This window comes from Chondrinema litorale (genome assembly GCF_026250525.1).
Lineage (GTDB): Bacteria > Bacteroidota > Bacteroidia > Cytophagales > Flammeovirgaceae > Chondrinema > Chondrinema litorale.
The window spans coordinates 155,394-177,083 of sequence record NZ_CP111047.1 but is presented as its reverse complement, the minus strand read 5'-3'; the positions used below and the strand labels follow the sequence as shown (position 1 = coordinate 177,083).

Genomic DNA, 21,690 nt, shown 5'->3' with positions numbered 1-21,690 from the left:
ATAAACAGACTTTTATTTTGCTGATTTTCAATGAGATAGTGTAATTTCATCATTAAGATATATCCCATATTGAAACTTAATTCCTGTATTTGGATTAATTCCCATAAAAAAGAAACCACAATTAAGATTGATTTGATAAAAAAATAGCCTGAAATTTTGGCTAAATATCACCAAAACTCAGGCATTAATATTATTAAAAGAGATTAGAGAATTTTAAGCTTCGCAACTAGAACAAGTCACCAAATTAGCTACAAATTCTTTAGAAACACTCTGACTTCTTTGGTAATAAAGTGTTTTCACACCCAGTTTCCATGCTTGAATAAGTAAGTTATTCACCTCTTTAATTCTCAAGTTTGATGGAATATTAAGGTTAAGACTTTGCGATTGATCTATGTATTTTTGTCTTATAGCAGCCTGTTGTATAATTTCTAATTGACTGATTTCTTTGAAGGTTTTAAATACAGATTTCTCTTCGCTAGTTAACTCAATCAAATGTTGAACACTACCATGATTTAGCAATATACTTCTCCAAGTATCTTCATTATCTAGTCCTTTTTCAGCAAGTAATTCTTTAAGGTATTTATTCTTACGCATAAAGTTTCCTTTTGCCAAACCAGCTTTATAGTAATTGCTGCTATATGGCTCAATACCTGGTGAAGCTTGTCCCAAAATTGCTGAAGAAGAAGTGGTTGGAGCAATCGCCATTAAGGTCGTATTTCTTCTGCCATAATCTTTCAAAATATCTGGTTCTCCATATATTTCTGCCAATTCTTCACTGGCTTTATCTGCATTATCCTTAATGTCTTTAAACATGGTATTATTGAGTAATTTGGCTTCCATGCTTTCAAAAGGTATCATATTCTTTTGCAGATAAGAATGCCAACCCATTACGCCTAAACCTAATGCCCTATGCCTTTTAGCAAATTTATTAGCAGAAGCCAGATAATAATTATCTTCAGTTTTAGCAATAAATTCTTGTAACACTGCATCCAGAAAATAAATGGCTGTTTTCACTGCATCTGTGTCTTTCCATTCGTCGTACAATTCTAAATTCATAGAAGACAAACAACAGATAAACGATTCTTCTTTGGTAGATGGCAATGCAATCTCAGCACACAAATTACTAGAACGAATTGCCAGATTTTTGTCTTTGTAAACCTGAGGCTTGTTCTTATTAATGTTATCTGTAAAGAAGATATACGGTAAGCCTTTTTGCTGTCTGCTTTCCAATACTTTTGCCCAAATTTCCCTCTTTTCTCTATCTCCATCTATCATGTCCTGCATCCAGTAATCTGGCACACAAACTCCAAAAAACAGGTTTTGTATGGGATTCCCAATATTTTTGATCTGCAAAAACTCCTTAATATCTGGATGATCTATATCTAAATAGGTAGCAAAAGCACCTCTTCTTACACCACCTTGCGAAATGGTATCCATTGCAGTATCGAAGAGTTTCATAAAGCTAACAGCTCCACTACTTTTACCATTATCTGTAACTGCAGAACCTCTTTCTCGCAATTCGCCAAAATACCCAGAAGTACCACCACCAATCTTGGTTTGCATAATAACTTCACCTAGTTTATGCGTAATTCCTTCGATATTATCTGGTACAAATACATTAAAGCAAGATATTGGCAAACCTCTTTCTGTGCCCATATTTGCCCAAATTGGCGAGCTTAAACTCATCCATCCCTTCTCTATTACCTCAATAAAAGAAGGTATTAATTCTGGTTTATATAATCTTTTCGCCGCTGCAGTTGCAATTCTTTCTATTGCAGTTTTTACAGTTTCTCCTTTTAGTAAATATCCTCTGTTTAATATCTGCTGACTCTCTTCATTCAACCACCAAAGTCTTTCCATGTTTGTATTCTAATTATAATGTTGCTTGTTGAAATATTATCTGTTCTTTGTTATGGGTTTATCTAAAACTCATTAAAATAAATCGTCGGCTGTAATGCTTTTATCGTGCTTTGTATAGTCTACAGGACGCTTAGCAAAGAAATCATCCAAACTATTAGCAAAAATTTCTTCTTCGAACCAAGCCATTTTTTGATACTCCGATTCAGTAACAGCATACATTTTAGGTAAACCAATTTGATTTAAGCTATCATCTACTCGGTATTTCATAAAGTTGAGTAGGTTTTCTTTGTTAATTGTTTCCAGCTCTCCATCAGCAAAGATCCAGTCTAAAATTTCAGCTTCTATATTGATAGATGATGAAACAATGTCTTTGATTTTGCCCTGCATTTCTTCATCAAAAAACTCGGGAAATTCTTCTTTGATTTTGTTTACTATAAAAATACCAGCATTAGCATGTATTTGCTCATCTATAGATGTCCAAGCGATTATGTTACTGATGTTTTTCATCAGTCCTTTAAAGCGTTGAAATGATAGAATAATGGCAAATTGGCTAAATAGAGACACATTTTCAATCAGGATTGAAAACAAAATAAGTGAAAGTAAATATGCTTTTCTATCTTGCGATTTTGCACTTGAAAGCGCATCTGAAAGGTAACTTACTCTCTTTTTAATTACAGGAGTTTCCATCAGTTTTTCAAATTCTCCATTGTAACCTAAAACCTCAAGCAATCTTGAGTAAGCTTCTGAATGTCTAAATTCACACTCTGCAAATGTACTACCTAAGCCATTAAACTCTGGCTTTGGCAAGTGCTGATAAAGATTACCCCAAAAAGTTTTTACTGCTACTTCAATTTGAGCAATGGCTAACAAGCTTTTTTTAATCGCTTCTTTCTCGTTTTTTTCTAGATGTGAATGAAAATCTTGAATATCAGCGGTAAAATCAATTTCTGAGTGTACCCAAAAAGATTTGTTTATAGCTTCTGTAAAATCCAGAATTTCTGCGTATTCGAATGGTTTGTAGTTAATTCTCTTATCAAAGATGCTCATTTTACTTTTTTTAACTGATTAAAATTTTAAGCATCAAAAAGTAAAATGTGGAGAAAGCAATCCCTATAAAGAAGATAAGCAGATACTATCCCCTTTCAGACATTTACTTTTGATGCGAAAGTAAAGCCACGTAGTGAAGGAAGGTAATCTGGCTTATAAAAGACTTGCTTTTACTTACAGTTGCGCAACAGCTCGCGATTTACACACGATTCCCCTCTTTTATTACAAGACGTGTAATACCTTACTACTTAGATTTTACAGGTGCAAAGCTAGCTATTAAATTTTTTAAGCAAAGGTTTTAAATGAAATTCTGTAATTGCATCTTCGGATTGATAATTTATATTGCGGTTTTTAAAGTATGCTAATTTTCATTGCTAATTCGTAAGATTGACTTGGTAATTATTAGCCTATTCAATCGCATTTTCACAAATCTTCTAAATATTTTTCTACTTTACTCTTATAGTAAAAGTCTTGATAATCTTCGATATGAAGTATGTCGTAAATGGATTTTTCCTTATCTCCAATTTGATCGTAATAGGCTTTGCAAATCATATATCCAGCCCAATAACCTGCATTTTTAGGGTGTTTTTCGCTCGCTTGCTGCCAAGGGCTCCATATACTTTTGTCCATATCTTCTTTAAAATCTTTCCAGATATCAAGCTCTCGCCCTTCAAAAGCTGCATAATCTCCATCGGTTTCACCGCTAATAAATTCGGCAATAAATTCTGCGGAGCCTTCTCTAATACTTTTCCAGAGTAATGTGTTGCCTTTCTTCATTTTACTTTGGTTAAAGTGGACTAATTCATGAGCAACTGTAACCGGAATATGGCTTCGCTCCATACTGATTCTTAGAATCTCTTTATTCCAATTTTCTGTGTATAAATCATCTGTGTGACTTAATATTTCAGTGCCTATCAGTAAACCATTCTTTGAAATTGTTCCATTAGAACTAAATCGACCTATAACAAAATATACATCTGGGAAAACAGCCGTAGGATACAAGTTTTCGAATACTTTAAAATGATCGAAAATCTGATTCTCCAAATCATGAATATCGCTCACATTTTCTCTAATAGACTGATAAAAGTCTCTATAATGAATTACAAAATCTGAGAATTTTTCTGTCGAATGAATTTTAGATTTATAAAATTCTTTTAAGCCTTTTGTGCCAACTGAAAAATAATATTCTTTAAAAATTTCTTCTGCTTTGGTAGTATCTTCTAAGGCTAAATCAAAAGCATTGTAAAAGTTATCGATGTCTGAAGTAATGATTTGGGAGTTTGCCGGTAAATCGGAAACATCTTGTTTAATTAAGATAGAAGAACAGGCTTGAAGAAAAATAATTAGAAAAAAAGTGCATATGTAGTTTATAGCTTTTCTAGGTTGAATCATAAAATCAAACTCACAAAATTGAAGTAAATAATTGATTTTGCTAAGTTATAAACTACATGGAAAAATGAGCGTTTTATACCTCTAATTGACCAAAAAACTAGTCATTTCTTATTCTAATACTTTGGTTGGCTAATTCCATTGTGCCTATAAATGAAGCTTTTTCAATCTCTATCATTTCTTTTGTTCTCCTACTAATCGGTAACATCCACAATGCTTTTTCATCTCTCCAGATATATAAAAACTGGATATTATCATCTTGCATTATTTGCTTAGTTTTAAGAGATAATTGTTCATTATCGAAGTTAAAAGGTAGGTTTGGATAAACCAGACTGGCATAAATTACCATAGAATCTACCCCGGTAGAATCTGGTTGGGGAATAGAATAACTTAATGTATCTCTATTCAAAATTTTATAATCTAATGACGAATAATTAATCGCATTAAAGACTGAGTTTTGGCTATAAGCAGAGAAGCATACTAAAGAAAGAAGAAGTAAGAATAATTTTTTCATAGCAAAGAATTAAATGTTCTGTTCTCCTTATCATTGATTTTTATTAAAAAAGTAAACTCTAGTTAAGACTCTTTTACAGTTGGCTTTTACTTAATTAAGCTTTGGTAAACATACCGTAAATGTAGTGCCTTCATTCTCAATGCTATTTACTTTAATACTCCCATTGTTCATTTCTACAAATTCAAAAACTAACCTTAAGCCTAAACCCATACCTTTTTCACCATTGGTACCTCCAGTACTTTTCTTCTCTTTTAATTGAAATAGAGTAGCCATTTTTTCAGTAGGAATTCCAACTCCCGTATCAATCACTTTTATTTTAACATTCTTTCCAAAAGTTTCTCCCTTAATAGTTATTATCCCTCCTTTTGCAGTGAATTTGATAGCATTACTTATTAAGTTTCTAATAACCGTCTGTACACTGTTTTTATCTGCTAAAACCTTCAAAGAATCAGGGATTTCTACATTCACTTTTAAATCTTTTGCTCTAAAAAGATCTAGAAAAATATCTACAATTTCTTCAATTAATGGCTTTAACTCTAAATCTTCTGGATGATGTGGAAATTGCCCTTGCTGATTAACAGCCCATGAAAGCAAATTATCTAAAAGGAAAGATAATGTACTTGAAGATTTATCAATGTGCCTTATTAACTCATCTAGTCCGTCATAATTCTTGTCCTCAATATACATTTTAATTAAAGCAACTAAACCATTAATACCACTTACAGGTCCTCTTAAGTCGTGAGAAATAATTGCAAAGAAACGATCTTTTGTATTGTTTAATTGATCTAGTTGATCTCGTTGTGTTTCTAATTCTTCATTTTGTTCTCGCAACAATTTATTTGATCTTATTTTTACCTTATTACTTTTATATAATATTAAAGAAATTATAACCACAAGAATAAAAACAACACTTAATGCTAGTCCAAGAATTAATTGAATTTTTTTCTCATTTTCCAACAAATCTACTTCTGCCTGCTTTTGCGAAACTTCAAATTCAGTTCTTAAATCAGCCATTTGCTGTATCGTCTTTGCATTGTTAAGACTGTCTTTATAAGTGATAAATTCTTTTTGAAAATAGAAAGCATTTTTATAATCTCCTAGTTCATCATACAATTCAGAAAGTTTAAAACTAGCATCTCGAATTTGTTCTTTGAGACCTTCCTCTTTACCTATCTGATAGCTTTTATGTGCATAATCGAAGGCTAGGTTTAAATCTCCGCGTTCTTTGTAAATATCCGCCATATAAGTATTATAAACAGCTATTGGATATCGATCGCCCAAATCTTCTAATATCGCTGAAGCTTTTAGAAGATTATCTTCCGCTAACTTATATTTACCTTGTTCTGCATATACAAGCCCTATGTTACCTAAATTATATGCATTGCCTATTTTAAAATTGAGCTGATCAAATAATTGTCCCGATTCTTCAAAATAGATTAATGCAGTATCTAAAATATGGTTTACTCGATAAAGCTCACCTGTATTCATTAGGCTTTTAGCCAAATTTGTAGAATCATTAACTTCTCTCAATATAGATATGCCTTGATTATAATAGTGCAATGCTGTTTTATAATTTTCTTCTACTCTATATACAGTTGCAATAGCACTCAATGCAATTGCTTCGTGTTTCTTATTTTGTGTCTTTATTGCTAATTCCGCACCATGAAAAAATGCTTTAAAAGCATCATCCAAATTTCCTTTTTTTTTATGAATATGCCCCAAATCTATGGTGGATAGATATTGCCATTTAAGATTCTTAATTTCTTTTGAGAAATTGTATGCCTGAGTAGCATAATGTAATCTTAAATCGGGATCAAGTGTATTATCTTTAAATAATTCTCGTAAAATTTCGAAACGTACGGAATCTACTAATCCAGATTGAGTATTTAAAATTTGAATTAAACTATCAAATTTATTATTATGCTGAGATATTGATTCAGTATAAATGGAAGAAAGGCCTATTATTAAATAGGCCTTTAAAAAATATTTAATTACTTTATTCGCCACCGTCATCATCACCATCATCTTTCACCTCTAATTCAGGATCAAATATATGTTCTATACCATTAATTTTATATGAAATATTATATCCTTCAGAACCTGTAGCTGCTTCACTAACCATACCTTCCCAACTACTATTAGATGAATTCTCTGTTGGATAAGTACTAAAAATATTTTGGCTGTTATCTTTTTTAGATATGCCTACAATTGCATCAATACCACTATCAGTTGCTAGTTTCCAAACTACTTTTTGACCACGTATAACTGGAGTTTTAAAATTTATATCCTCACCGATGTTACCTTCTGTATCAAATAAAACTAAATCTGTGCTTTCAGGTTGTTTTTTAATAAAAATAGTTACCATTTAATGTGTATTTTATAATAAGTGAAAATTGAAAGCGCCTTTAAATCTAGGCGAATTAATTGTATTTTTAAAACTTTTGATTGGATAAATCTGCAAATAGAACTTTGAAAAAGTTTGCATATTGCCTAAATTTCAACTTTTACTATTTTTCAATATTAAATTCTGATTTTACCTCTATTTTATTAAATAGCCATTATAAATATTAAATTATTAAACTATTTGAAGCTCCTTACTTGGCTCGTTTACAAAATCATGATTATGAGAAACTGCTTAATCACTATCCAATAAATTATTTTTCAATTAAATAAATTCTTCTATTTTCTTATAGTAAATAGAGGGGAAATTATTTGGACAAAAAATAATAAAAAAATGAACTGGTTTAAACTTTTGACAGATTTTTGATCCACCTTATCATAGCAAAGATGTAATGCCAAGCATTCCAACTAAGCCAAGTAGTATCAAATCGATTGAGCATTGTTCGATAGCTATCCATCCAAGCATTTGTTCTTTCTATTTTATAACGTTCTTCATACATCAATTCGTCAAAATAATTCTGGCAGTCTTCTAACTGTCTGTTATTGCCCTTGTTAGCAGGTACGTTCATGATCATTCCATGCTCGAAGCATAGCTTCTTGAGGGGTTTGGAATAGAACCCAGCATCTGCATTTAGAAACAGCCCATCTACTGCGATGCCACACTGATTCAGTATTTCGATAAGTTGCTCAAGATGCTTTTCAAGCTCAAATAAGTCATGGTGGTTACCTGAAACTGGAGGCAAAAAACCGACTACGTTTCCTTGGCGGTCTGTCAGCCAAATTGTATTACTAGTCTTTGACTTTTTCCTGCCTTGATAAGCTGTATACTCTCCACCTCTCTTAGCGGGTGTATGCGTACCGTCCATAAACACCAGACTCAGGTCTAACAAGGACTTATGAAGACTCAAAAGGTGTATCCATGCCTTTTTCCAACTGCCGTCTTTGCACCACTTGTTGAAATGATGATAGATAGCACCGTATTTTACTTTATTGCTCCTAATCAATGACTTACAAGGTAAAAGATGCCATTGCACACCTGTTTTGAGTTTGTACAGAATGGCATTTACTACCTCCCACAAAGGGACTTTGCTAACAAAACCTCGATTAGCTTGGCTTAAATACGGTATAAAATGTTTGTTTATCATACCTTTGCTTAAAATACGTATCATACTTATGAATTAGTGGAAGGTTAGAGAGCCACTAAGCTCATATTTGATGCGTATTTTTTATAAATTTCAGACTAAAAGTTTAAATCACTTCAATAAGCTCAAACCCATTTTAATAATAAGTTTGAGCTCTTTCATAAGAGGAGATCGTAATTAAACCTTTGTTGAAATATTAAATGCATCCATTTTATGATCTTTCTTAAAAAGCTTATAATCTTTTTCTACTCGTTTTGCAGCTAACCTAGCAAATCTTCTCATATCATCTATAAATACTTGAGGGAAAAATGAAGATAGTATTTTTTCTTCCGCATTGCCTTCCATAATTCCCGTATCTTCGTCAGATCGAGCATGAGTTTGGGATAGTGTCTTTCCACAAATAAATGCATAATCTACAAAGTCGTTAAAGTCTAAATCTTCAAGGTCTATTTCATTTTTAAACCTACTCCTTTCTCTAATGATATACTCTTTATCTTCGTAGTAAGCAAAACCATAAAAACGATCTCCACCAACCAAATGAGTATTATGTGCTTGAACTATATGTTGCGCACTTTCTATTTCTTTTTCAACTTTTTCAGGTATTAAACCTTTTAATGCAGAGGGCCTAGCTTGTTTCATTTCTAGAATTACATCCTGATCTACATCATCGCCATAGCCTTTTATTAAAATCCAAAACCTATTAAGCCCTAAACTTGCAGTTCCACTTCCTTTGCGTACTGCTACATCTAAAACCTTAAAATAGTTTTCATCTTTAATTTCTATCTTATTTTCATTTACATACTCATCAATCACTTTTTGAAATTTATCAACCTCTTTGGTTAAAGGCACTACTTTTTTAGAAATATGAAAACATTCTTTATCCAAATCGATATTTTTTGCTAAAAAATCTCTTTTAGGTTTCATTGATTCTTCAAGCAGCTTTTTGATAAGTTTTGGGCTATTATCTATTCTGTACTGATGCCATTTTTCTCTGTCATCTTTAGCAAATTCTTCTAAACCTTCAACATAGCCTTTTACAAAAGAAGTTGTGATTTTGTCTCTCTTCTTTTTCTTAAATCCATTTGCTTTAGCTGCTAAATAAAAGCCTGTTACTCCCCTTTTAATATCGTAAGTAAAAGGCGCAAAATACGCTTCGTCAAAATCATTTACACTAAAAAAAGGAACGTCATTTTCATTTGGCATTACACCAAAGTTTTCGGGATGTACATCTCCAATTGTAAAAACAATTGGGTAACAGTTATCTTCTCCTGAGTAATCTCTGTAAAAAATTAAGCTAGTACCTCTAAAAAACTTAAATGCTGAATCAGACAGTTTATCAAATTTTGCCTTTGCAGATTCTGGGTTGTTTTCTATACGAAAGCGATGATCTTCGCGAAGTGTATCTCTAACATAAAGTCTGCGCTCTTCTTTATTTAGCAATTTAGGATTAATAAGAATCTTACCTTTTGCTTTCTTCTGAGCAAATTCGGCAAATTGCTCTTTCTTATCTATATCAAAATAATTTTGGACATTTATGATCATTTGGTTGTTAATTCTAAGGTTTAAAAAATTGTGTTCCAGTTTAATATAGACAAGAATATAGGTGTGTTTGTTTTAAAAAAGATCTGGATTTAATACTATTTCTTTTTTAAAAAAAGCTGTATATCAAGATTGATACACAGCTTTAAATAGTCTTTTCCTAATTGAAAATGTTCTTTATTCCCTTCTTTTAAAAGGAAAAAAGGGTAGACATTACATCCACCCTCCACCTAATGATTTATATAGATCTACGATACTCTGTAGCTGTTCTCTTTTTAAAGTTATATAATCAAGTTCTGCATTCAATACCCTACCTTGGGAGTTAATTACCTCCAAATAAGTGGCATAACCTACCGAAAACATTGTATTAGAATTATCTATTGAGCGCCTTTGAACTGAAACTTCTTTTTCTTTAAGAGCTATTTGTTCGTTGAGTGTTTTATAACTATTTAATGTGCTAATCACTTCCAAATAGCTTTTCAAAACAGTCTCTTGATAATCTAAATATGCAATCCTCTGGCTAGATCTTGCCGTCTCCATTGCAGACTTCAATTGTCTTCTATTAAATATTGGAGCTGTTAAACCTGCACCTAATCTGTAAGCAGTTGATTCTGGATTTAAGAACAGTTTACTTAATTCAAAAGCATTAAAGCCTGCCATACCAAATAGTGTAATTGATGGAAAAAAAGCTGATCTAGCCACTTTTACATTTGCTTTACTAGCAATTAAATTGCTTTCTGCCATTCTCACATCTGGCCTTAATTGAAGAAGATCTGCTGGAACTCCAATTTTCAATACTTCTGGTTCTAGACTAACTTCTTCAAGAGTTACTCTTTGAATTGAGTTCTCTGGAAAGACACCTAACAACTTACTCATCGACATCTCAGCTAGGTATATTTCTCTTTTCTTTTCAATCAACAAAGATTGAGTATTTAATAACAAAGCCTCAAATTGATCTACTGCCAATTGGTTTTCTTTACCTGCACCTTTTAAATCTTTGGTGAGTTCAAAAGCCAACTGCTGATTTTCTATGTTTTGCTCTAATACTTTTATTTCTTCATCTAGACTTATAATCTCATAATACAAATTTGCAACTTCTGAAATTAGCCAAGTTTTTACACTATTTGCCATTTCTTGAGATGCCAACCATTTCGCCTGAGCAGCCTTCTTTTTATTAGCAAATTTTCCCCAAACATCTAATTCCCAATTAAATTTTGCTCCAATTATAAAATCCGTGTAAGGGTCTGGCATTTTCTTGTCTGCAGGTACCGATTCAGAGAGATTTGTATCATTATTACCTACATCATTCATTGTATAATCACCATACTTCTCAACACTTGTCTCTGCAAAAGCATTAATTTCTGGTAACTTTCCTAATTTTGCGCTCAAAAAACTGGCATTAGCAATTTTTATCCTTTCTAGAGTTCTAAGAACTTCCTGATTATTTTGTAATGCCTGATTGATAAGTGTTTTTAACTGCTCATCTTCAAAAAATAACTCCCAATGCTTTTTAGCAAAACTTTCGCTACTATCTGTAACTGCATTTTTATATGATGACGGAATACTAATTTCAGGAGTATCTTCTACCATCAAAGTAGATTTACATCCTGATAGCCAAACAATGGCTATCAGAAATGTATATTTTAATATAGAATTATGTAATTTATTTTTATCGAACTTCATTGTGGGCCAACTTCTGTGTTTTATATTCTTTTTTGTTACTAGCATATGATGACAGTGTCTCGAATATTACATATAATCCTGGGATTATAATTACACCGAATAATGTACCTATTAGCATTCCTCCTGCAGCAGCTGTACCAATAGTTCTGTTACCAATTGCGCCTGCACCTGAGGCTATTGTTAGTGGAATTAGACCACATATAAAGGCAAAAGAGGTCATTAGAATAGGACGTAGCCTTTCTACTCCACCTTTAATGGCTGATTCAATAATTCCTAAACCTTTATTTCGGTTTTGAATGGCTATCTCAATTATTAGAATTGCATTTTTACCTAATAAACCAATAAGCATAACCAGAGAAACTTGAGCAAAAATGTTATTTTCTAATCCTAATAACTTAAGGAAAAAGAAAGAGCCAAACACACCAACCGGTAATGATAATAAGATTGCCAATGGTAAAAAGAGATTCTCATATTGTGCTGCTAAAATCAGGTACACAAATAGCAAACAAATCATGAAAATATAGATTGCCTGATTTCCAGATTCAATCTCTTCTCTTGTCATACCAGACCAATCTATCTGATAACCTCTTGGTAAAACTTTCAATGCTGTTTCTTCTACAGCTTTAATGGCATCACCACTACTATATCCGTCTGCTGCTTCACCATTAATCATCGCAGAAGTAAACATGTTATACCTTGTTAATTGCTCTGGGCCAAACACACGCTCTAAATGTACAAAGTTTGAATATGGCACCATATCACCAGTTTCACTCTTGGCGTACATATCCAGCATTGATTCTGGATGAGTTCGATAACTTGGATCAGCCTGAACCATTACCTTATACATTTGACCATAACGAATAAAATTAGATGCATAAAAACTACCAATGTAACTTTGGAGTGTTTGCATAGCATCGTCTACCGCAATTCCAAGTTTTGCAGCTTTATCGTGGTCTACATGTAGAATATACTGGGGGAAATTAGGGTTGAAGTTTGTAAATACTTCTTGCAATTCTTCTCTTTCATTCAATGCCTTAACAAACTCCTCTGTTGTTCTGGCAGTTAATTCCAGATTAGTACCTGTTTTATCTAACAACCTAAGTTCGAAACCACTGGCATTACCAAAACCTGGAACCGTTGGTGGAGAGAAGAACTGAATTTCAGCATCCGAAATATGAGAAATTTTGTCTTGATATTTCTGAATTAATTCTGGCACCGAAGCATCTCGTCCTTCCCAGTTTACAAGGTTAATCATACCCATGCCATAAGAAGCACCAGCAGTTTCAGTTAATAAACTGTAACCGGCCAAAGTCGATACTGTTTCCACTTCATCATATGGCAGTAAAGCTTCCTGTACTTGATCGAGAACCACTTTTGTTCTTTCAACAGTTGCCCCCGGGGGAGTGGTTACGTTTACATAAATCATCCCTTGATCTTCTGTTGGGATAAAGCCAGTTGGCAATATGTACGATATGCCGTATGTTCCAAAAAAGAATACTGCAAGTATTACAAAAGTTAATGACTTTCTACCTACAATCTTCTTTAGTAGATCTGCATATTTAAATGAAAGATTGTCGTACCATCTGTTAAAGCCATCAAAGAATTTCTGGATAAAACTTTTCTTTCCATCATTATGATGTGGCGGTTTCAACATTATACTACATAATGCAGGGGAAAGTGTAAGTGCATTTATACCTGAAATTACAATCGCGATAGCCAAAGTTAATGAGAACTGTCTGTAGAAAATACCTACTGGGCCAGACATAAAACTTACTGGTACAAACACTGCCGACATTACCAAGGTAATTGCAGCAATTGCACCACCAATTTCTTTCATGGCTTCAATCGTTGCTTCTTTAGCTCCCATGTGATTTTCGTGCATCTTTACATGGACGGCCTCCACCACAACAATAGCATTATCTACCACAATACCAATTGCCAGTACAAGTGCAAAAAGAGTTAACAAATTGATAGAAAAACCAAATTGCTGCATGAAAAAGAATGTTCCCACAAGTGAAACCGGAACAGCAATCGCCGGAATTAATGTTGATCTAAAATCTTGAAGGAAAATATAAACAACAATTGATACAAGAATAAATGCTTCTAATAATGTGCGAAGTACCTCATGAATAGATGCATCCAAAAATCTTGATACATCATAAGACACATTGTAGTTCATTCCTGGAGGAAAAGATGTTTGCTCCAACTCTGCCATCTTCGCCTTAATATTGCTAATTACTTCCTTAGCATTAGAACCTGGTCGCTGTTTAATCATGATAGAAGCTGAAGGCTTGCCATCTGTAACAGATACCATGTTGTAATCTTCTGAGTCAAACTCTACTGTAGCTACATCCTTCACTTTAAGCAAAGAACCATCGGGCATAGCTTTTATAGTAATATTTCTATAGTCGTCTTCAGCATTAAATTTACCTGTATACCTCAACACATATTGGAGCATCTGTGGAGATTTATCAGAACTAATACCTGATTTACCGGGAGCTGCTTCTACATTTTGCCTATTAATAGCATAAATTACATCTTGAGGCGAAAGATTATAAGCAACTAATCTGTTTGGATTCAACCAGATTCGCATCGCGTAATCTCTAGAACCCATAATTTCTGCAAAACCTACCCCATCAATACGCTTTAATTCTTTAAGTATATTGATGTCGGCAAAGTTATATACAAATGTTTCGTCTTGGGTACTATCACTACTCATCAAATTGAGGTAAAGTAACATACTATTTACCTCTTTCTCCGTCATTACACCAGCCCGAATTACTTCTTCTGGTAGCTCATCTACCACCATTGCTACCCGGTTTTGCACGTTAACCGCTGCCTGATCCGGATCAGTTCCTACTTTAAATACAACAGTAATAACTGTAACACCATCGTTGGTATTTACCGAAGACATATATGTCATGCCGGGTACACCATTGATTGCACGTTCAAGAGGTGTTGCCACACTCTTTGCTAACACCTCTGCGTTTGCTCCGGTATACTGTGCAGTAACAGTTACCGACGGAGGCACAATTTCAGGAAATTGGGTTATTGGTAATGATGTAAGTGCTAGTATACCTACGATCGTGATTAATACTGATATTACAGCTGATAGTATTGGTCGTTTTATAAACAGTTCAAACATGATAGATAATTCGATTCAGTGTTTTGGTTACGTTTTACAAGGTTGTCATATGCCTCTTCTTCGGTAATCGGTGTAGGATCAACTTTTACACCATCGCGTACCTGTTGTATTCCTTCGAAAATGATACGGTCACCTGGTTTAAAATTGTCAACTACGTAGTAAACATCGAATCTTTTTATTGGTCTGAAACTCTCTACTTTAACTTCGTTTTCATTATTTAATAAATAAACATAATTGTAATCTTGCACCTCGAAAGTAGACTTTTGAGGAATTAAGAAAACATCTTTCATTTCATTTGTCATCTCAATTTTACCCGTAGCACCATGCTTTAGAAGTCCGTTTGGATTAGGGAACCTTACTCTAAATGCAATAGAACCAGTACCTCTTTCAAAATCAGCTTCCAGTGTTTCTAATACTCCTTTATGTGGGTAATATTTACCATCTGAAAGAATAAGACTTAATTCTTTAATTGCAGTTTCAGCATTGTCTCCTTGCTGAATTTTTTCACGCATATATCTTAAGTATTCATTCTCATTTACTTTATAATATGCGAATACTTCTGAGATGTCTGTAATGTTGGTCATTAAATCACCAGCAGTAACCAAACTACCAGTTTTAAAAGGAACTTTATCTACTATTCCGTTAAATGGGGCTTTAATAGTAGTATATGAAAGCATGTTTTTAGCATTGCTCAAAAGAGAAGCAGCTTCTGTAATGTTTGCTTCAGCAACAGCTAATTTAGATTTTGCTAGTTCCAGTTCAGATGAGGTTATAATGTCTTTATCAACAAGTACTTTAAGTCTTTCTACTTCTAGTTTAGCTGCATTTCCTTCTGCTTTTGCCTGATATAGGCTTGCACTTGCTCGGTTTACCATCTCTTTAAATTCGAAAGAACTTAACTGAAATAATGGTTGGCCTTTTTTTACAAACTTACCTTCGTCTACAAATATCTTGTCTACATAGCCTTCTACTTTGGCCCTAACTTCTACATATTGTACAGCCTGAATGTCACAAATGTAGGTTTGTGGTAGGTTAATAGATTTACTTTTTAGCTCTAAAACAGGTACACTAACTGGCTTGTTTTGCGTAATACGCTTGTTGTTTTTTTCGCCACACGAGGATATAAATGCACTCGTAAACACTAAAAAACAAAATAATAATAAAGACTTGTTAATCATTTAATGTTATTTGTTTAATTATAGAATATAAAGAAGTTATGCTCCAGATTATCTTTTGAGTTATTTGAACTTGTCTAAAAATCTAAGTTCTATTTATTTTTGTTGAAAAAAACTTCAACATTTTGATACAATAGTTTCAGGAAAAAGGCCAAGAATGATGTAAAATGTGTTGTGTGTTTCCCCAGTTTTAATTGAGATTTGACCTAGAAAAAGTAAGTGTTCTTACTAGCTTTTTGACTTAATATGACGTGAATATAATTTTTAAAAGCCCTCTTATCAATTACTGATGTAGGGAATAAAGATAAAATTATACCAAATACAGATATTATTGGACTGAGCTTGTCTTTCTTAATTACAATTTTTCCTAAAATCAAAAAGCTTGTTAAATTGAAATAAACCAAGAAAAAATGTTCATTAAGCATGTCAAATATGCTGTTTTTGCAGATATTTTTCAAATTGAATCCAATTATTGTGTTTGATATTAAAGTAATGTTTACCATTAATACTCACAGATTTTTTTCCCTGAAATTTAAGTGTATGAAAATATAACTTGAAAAACTTAAAAAGGTTAGAAGAAAAAATCATTATTTTAAAGTAAACACTTAACTAACTCCTTTATTAAAGTTATCATATAACAAAGATTACATTTCTAAAATTAAAGAAATTTATTTACCAAAAATCATCGGTTTTGGCTTCGAATCAGGATAAAAAGTCTTAATTAATCAAGCAAATTTACACGCAGAGTAGTTGAAAATTTGACAAAATACAAATTCTAATTTAGCAAAAAGTCTTACTGGAGAGTATAAAAATCTCACATTTTAAAGATGTAATTTCAATAATTAAATTACGTGTGTACGATGTTAAGCCTGATTGGCTTTTGTTTTCTAAATATTAGTTAACGATTTTCTATTAGATTTTTTATGAAAAAATTCTTGAAACTCTTTGTTCATTTTAAAAAAAATGAACAAAGAGTTAAGGTTACTTCAGCTCAAGTTCACTATTATTCTTGTAATTTTCTCCTCTAATTTTAAGGAAATTTTGTAGCATTTCGTCTAGCTTTTCTTTTTCTGTAGCTACTAAATTGTGCTCTTGACCTTTATCTTCCTTAAGATTATACAACTGAAACTCTTGAGAGTTACCCAATTCTATGTTTACAAATTTATTTATAGCTGCACCATTATAAGGTGGTATTAAAACCCAATCACCTTCTCTATAAGCTGTTCTGCTGGTTGCTTCTAAAATCAGGTTGTCTCTACCTTTATTATTCTTTCCTAAAAATACATCGAGCATTGCTTCGCTATCTTCTGTTGCAATATTGCTTTCAACCAAATTTGCAAGAGAAGAGAGTAAATCAACCTGACATACTAAAGCATCAGAAGTTGCTGGTTCAATTTTACCTTTCCAATAGGTAATAAAAGGAACTCGTGTTCCCGCTTCAAACAAGCTATATTTACCACCTCTAAATGGTCCCCAAGGTGTGTGGTTTCCTAGTTTTTCAACAGCATCATCATAATAACCATCGTTTAAGACTGGTCCATTGTCGCTAGATAAAATAATGATCGTATTTTCAAGTAAGCCCTCTGTTTCTAGCTTTTTCACAAACTCTCCTATACTCCAATCAGCCTCTACAATAGCATCTCCTCTCGGACCTAAACCAGATTTACCCACAAATCTTGGGTTTGGTGTTCTGGGAACATGTGGCTGCTGCATGGCATAATACAAGAAAAATGGCTCCTTTTTATGCATATCGACATATTCAATGGCTTTTTGTAAAAATGTATCGGCCATGTCTTCGTCTTTCCAAAGCGCAGCTTTTCCACCTTTCATAAAACCAATTCGGGGAATCCCATTTACAATGCTGTTATTGTGCCCATGATGCCACTTCATAGTAAGCAGCTCTGGGTTATCTTTTCCAGTTGGCTCACCTTCAAAATTTTGCTGATAATCTACTAAAATTGAATCTGTTGGATCTAAGTTCGCTACTTTGCCATTATCTATATAAACAGTAGGTACTCTATCTTGCGTAGCTGCCATTATATATGCATCATCAAAACCAACTTCGTTTGGACCGGGACTGATTTGATGATTCCAGTTTACATTGCCACTCCCCAAACCCAAGTGCCATTTGCCAACAATACCAGTATGGTATCCCTTAGTTTTCAGCATTTTAGGAATTGTTATTTGGGCTGTATCAATTAATAATGGAGCTGTTCCGGGAAGGATTTTCGCATTCTTATTTCTCCATGGATACACACCTGTAAGCAAAGCATATCTACTTGGTGTACAAGTGGCTGAGGTTGCATAGCCATTTGTAAAGCGAATGCCACCATTAGCCAATTTATCTATATTCGGAGTTTTAAGTTCTGTAGCACCATATGCCCCTACATCTCCATAACCGAGATCGTCCAAATAGATAATTACAATATTAGGAAGTGAACTAGCTTGTTCTTTAGTCTGATTTTCAATTTTACCAGTACAAGAGGTGAGTATAATTGAAAGGATTAGTGCAAAAAATAGTAGCGTCTTTTTCATTTTCAAAGTTTTCTTTCAGCATTAAATTATAACATTCGCTGTAGGAATGCCAATTCTGTAATATAATAACATTTGCTGATAGAAATACTTCTACTGAAAGTAGCTAATCCACTAACCGAAATATCACATTAAAACACCATTTTTCACTTTAATATCTTCTGGTATTTTTGTTTCACCTAACATTTCTCTTAGGTCATTTTCAATTACCCGACATAAGGAAAGCATAGGAACGTCATTGGCCAAACCTTCGAATGGATTTTCTGTATAATCACCCACTATTTCCATTACTATATAAATCCAACCTACCAACACAGTAAAAGGAATAGAAGCCCAAATACCATATTCGCCTAATTTTGCAAATTCCGAAACCATTCCGAATGGCAATAAAAAGATAAAAATACCAACGAAAATTGCCCCAATGCTGCCATACTGCCTTGGTAATGGAAATTTTTTAATACGCTCACACTTTCCTTGGTGATCGTAAAAATCGTTTAAGATTTCCTGTAATTTTATGTGACGGAAATCATTAATCAAATTTTTACTCCTGAGTTCAGCTAAATCTTGTGATTGCTGATCTATAATTTGAGTGGCAGTATTCTTATAATTAATCATTCGCTCATATTCCTCTTCTGGCAAAAATAAATGGAGCTCAGTTTCTGTAATTTCATCTTTTACCAAACCCAAACCAAAGAGTTCTTTATACCTTTTTGCTTTAGAACTCACCAAAAATCCTTGACTGGCATGTTCCCATGGTGTAATAATTAAAAGTTGGCTACGCAAAGCATATAACCAACCTATATGTCTATAAATGAGTTTTTTCTTAATTTGAAATAGTTGCTCTTCTGTAATATCTTCATTGCTATAGTTGCTATCTACAAAACTTTTAACTGCACTGCCCCAAGCTCTACTACTGTTTACAATTGCACCCCAAATCTTGCGAGCTTCCCACATTCTATCGTAAGCACTGTTGTTTTTAAAACCTACATAAAAAGCTACTGCAGTTGCTATAATTGAAAGTGGTAACCAAGGAATTTCGTACTTTTCAAGTCCTGTGTACTGATAACCAATTGTTACCGAAGTCATCCAGATTGTAAGCCAAATGAAATGGTGACCAGTAAATTCAAATAAATTTTTAGCATTGAAATGTTTGTTTACGAGCATCTATTTTCTAATCAAAGTTTTCCCACCAATTATTAATTTCTGTATTCGTATAGGTAAACAACTCACCTAGCAAAGGTGTTTTCACTGGCACACTAAGTTTTTCAGTTTCTTCTAAAAATCTGATTACTGGCTCTTTCCATGAATGCTGTGCTAAGGCAAATCCAGCCCAATGTACAGGCATAGTTACTTTAACTCCAGCATCAATCGCGGCTTGCACACTTTCTTCTGGATACATATGTATAAGGTGCCAGTTTTCATTGTATTGGCCACATTCCATAATACCAAAATCGAAAGGTCCTAAACGTTCACCTACATCTTTAAAGTGATCTCCATAGCCTCCATCTCCACTAAAATAAATATTTTCGGTATCTGATTTTAATACCCAACCGCCCCAAAGCGATTTAGCTCTATCAGATAATCCTCTCCCAGAAAAATGCCTTGTAGGTGTAAAAGAGATAGTTAAGTCATCAAATTTTGCATCATCCCACCAGTCGAATTCTTTAATTAATGAAGTATCGATTCCCCATTTTTCTAAGTGTCTTTTAGAACCCAAAGCCACAAAAAATTGCTTTACTTTAGGCACAAGCTTCATTATGCTAGCTAAATCTAAATGATCGTAATGGTCATGTGTTAGCAGCATCAAATCGATCTCAGGAAGCTCTTCAATAATATCCAGCGTATTATCAGAAAACCTCTTGGAAGCAAATGGTGCAATCGGAGCAGCGTCTGGCCCTAACATCGGGTCTATTAATATAGTTTTATTATTCATTCTGATGAGTAGTACCGAATGCCCATACCAGATAAACTTTGTTGTTTCTGATGGCGCTAAAAATTCTTCTTTATTGAAAGGTTGTACCGGTAGACTTTTAGCAGGAAATCGATCTCTCTTCTCGAAAAATTGCTTGTATAATAATTTAGGCATCGATTGTATGCTAATACTCATGGTAGTTTCTGCCAGATTTTCGAATTTACCATTTTTCCAGTTGGGCGATTGTGCATATCTCTCAGAAAGTGCTTTTGTTATCTTTCCTCCAAATTGTTTCATCTATTATTTTTATAAATATTATTCAATATACTTCCTATTTCAAGGATGATTTGTTTTTCTTTTTTTAAAGATAAGGTTCAAATTTTAATTAATATTTCGGTATTCACTAGGGCTTAAGCCAGTTTTGTTTTTAAAAAGTTTGCTGAAATGCTGAGGATATTCAAAACCCAAATCGTAAGCTACCTGACTTATAGAATTATTAGTACTTAGTAAAATCGTTTTCGCTTTCTCTATCAAATACAAATGGATATGTTCTTTAGCACTTTTACCTGTTTCGGTTTTAAGTAAATCACTCAGATAATGACCAGACATGTTGAGTGCTTCTCCACATTGTGCAATTGTGGGTAAACCAAATTCAATTAATTTATTAGAAGTAAAATATGTTTTGAGAAATCTTTCGAATTTGTTGATGTAATCTTTATTGAGATTCGTGCGTGTATAGAATTGTCTATCGTAGTAACGTTTGCAATATTTCAGCATGGTTTCCAGATTCACTACAATTAACTCTTGTGTATATCTATCAATTTTTTGATTATACTCTTGTGCTATTTTCTTAGCAATATCTGAAATCGATTTCTTCTCATCTTCTGAAATATGAAGGGCTTCATTCGAATCGTATGAGAAAAAAGTATACTCATCTATATGTTTTACTAAATCAGATGTTCTAATTAAATCCGGATGAAAAACCAGTGTCCAAGCTTGAGAATTATTGACAATTTCTATATCTCTATGTGTAAATACCTGATTCGGACTCATAAATAACATCGTCCCTTCATTAAAATCATACGAACTTCTGCCATATTCAAAAGTACCAGTTATGCCATCTTTCATCCCGATCATATACAAATCCATGCAAATTGTTTTGCCTATATAGACAGCTTGTAACTGTACATCTGAATGATACAAAATTGTGATTAATGGATGCTTTGGTTTAGGAATACCTAACATTTGATGCACTTCCGCAATCGATCGTATATTAATAATATCGCCCTTCATTTATAAGTTCATTTTTGTATTTATATAATTGCAAAATGAAGAACCCTTATAAAAAAGAT

At 33.2% G+C, this 21,690-nt stretch carries 15 protein-coding genes and 1 riboswitch; all 15 genes read right to left on the bottom strand.

What is annotated here, in order from left to right; translation table 11 throughout:
• Positions 1-213 precede the first annotated feature (213 nt).
• Complete coding sequence (locus tag OQ292_RS26780) at positions 214-1,860, bottom strand: ribonucleoside-diphosphate reductase subunit alpha (protein ID WP_284687164.1); 1,647 nt, start codon at positions 1,858-1,860, stop codon at positions 214-216.
• Between the two features lie 72 nt (positions 1,861-1,932).
• A complete protein-coding gene (locus OQ292_RS26775) occupies positions 1,933-2,907 on the bottom strand; it encodes a ribonucleotide-diphosphate reductase subunit beta (protein ID WP_284687163.1) in 975 nt (324 codons plus the stop codon).
• Between the two features lie 120 nt (positions 2,908-3,027).
• Positions 3,028-3,166: riboswitch (cobalamin riboswitch) on the bottom strand.
• A 164-nt stretch (positions 3,167-3,330) separates the two neighbouring features.
• Positions 3,331-4,299: a gliding motility protein GldB-related protein gene (locus tag OQ292_RS26770; RefSeq protein ID WP_284687162.1), complete on the bottom strand. Its 969-nt coding sequence runs from the start codon at positions 4,297-4,299 to the stop codon at positions 3,331-3,333.
• A 97-nt stretch (positions 4,300-4,396) separates the two neighbouring features.
• On the bottom strand, positions 4,397-4,810 hold the full coding sequence (locus OQ292_RS26765) for a hypothetical protein (protein WP_284687161.1): 414 nt from the start codon (positions 4,808-4,810) through the stop codon (positions 4,397-4,399).
• 90 nt (positions 4,811-4,900) lie between these two features.
• Complete coding sequence (locus OQ292_RS26760; protein ID WP_284687160.1) at positions 4,901-6,835, bottom strand: tetratricopeptide repeat-containing sensor histidine kinase; 1,935 nt, start codon at positions 6,833-6,835, stop codon at positions 4,901-4,903.
• On the bottom strand, positions 6,807-7,175 hold the full coding sequence (locus OQ292_RS26755) for a DUF8788 domain-containing protein (protein WP_284687159.1): 369 nt from the start codon (positions 7,173-7,175) through the stop codon (positions 6,807-6,809). Before OQ292_RS26755 ends, OQ292_RS26760 begins: the two co-directional genes overlap by 29 nt.
• A 379-nt stretch (positions 7,176-7,554) precedes the next feature.
• Positions 7,555-8,379 carry a transposase gene (locus OQ292_RS26750; protein WP_284682262.1) on the bottom strand — a complete coding sequence of 275 codons (825 nt, stop codon included), beginning with the start codon at positions 8,377-8,379 and terminating at the stop codon, positions 7,555-7,557.
• Between the two features lie 150 nt (positions 8,380-8,529).
• Complete coding sequence (locus OQ292_RS26745) at positions 8,530-9,894, bottom strand: DUF2252 domain-containing protein (RefSeq protein ID WP_284687158.1); 1,365 nt, start codon at positions 9,892-9,894, stop codon at positions 8,530-8,532.
• 210 nt (positions 9,895-10,104) lie between these two features.
• Positions 10,105-11,574, bottom strand: a complete 1,470-nt coding sequence (locus tag OQ292_RS26740; protein WP_284687157.1) for a TolC family protein — start codon at positions 11,572-11,574, stop codon at positions 10,105-10,107.
• Positions 11,561-14,719, bottom strand: a complete 3,159-nt coding sequence (locus OQ292_RS26735) for an efflux RND transporter permease subunit (RefSeq protein ID WP_284687156.1) — start codon at positions 14,717-14,719, stop codon at positions 11,561-11,563. The genes OQ292_RS26740 and OQ292_RS26735 overlap by 14 nt, the downstream gene beginning before the upstream one ends.
• Positions 14,701-15,897, bottom strand: a complete 1,197-nt coding sequence (locus OQ292_RS26730) for an efflux RND transporter periplasmic adaptor subunit (protein WP_284687155.1) — start codon at positions 15,895-15,897, stop codon at positions 14,701-14,703. The genes OQ292_RS26735 and OQ292_RS26730 overlap by 19 nt, the downstream gene beginning before the upstream one ends.
• Before the next feature lie 978 nt (positions 15,898-16,875).
• Positions 16,876-18,429 (bottom strand): sulfatase family protein, encoded by a 1,554-nt coding sequence (locus OQ292_RS26725; protein WP_284687154.1) that lies wholly within the window; start codon positions 18,427-18,429, stop codon positions 16,876-16,878.
• 123 nt (positions 18,430-18,552) lie between these two features.
• Positions 18,553-19,590: a bestrophin family protein gene (locus OQ292_RS26720; protein WP_284687153.1), complete on the bottom strand. Its 1,038-nt coding sequence runs from the start codon at positions 19,588-19,590 to the stop codon at positions 18,553-18,555.
• Positions 19,591-19,597: 7 nt separating this feature from the next.
• Entirely contained in the window at positions 19,598-20,635 is a 1,038-nt protein-coding gene (locus OQ292_RS26715; RefSeq protein ID WP_284687152.1) for an MBL fold metallo-hydrolase, read from the bottom strand.
• Positions 20,636-20,719: 84 nt separating this feature from the next.
• Entirely contained in the window at positions 20,720-21,631 is a 912-nt protein-coding gene (locus OQ292_RS26710; RefSeq protein WP_284687151.1) for an AraC family transcriptional regulator, read from the bottom strand.
• Positions 21,632-21,690 lie beyond the last annotated feature (59 nt).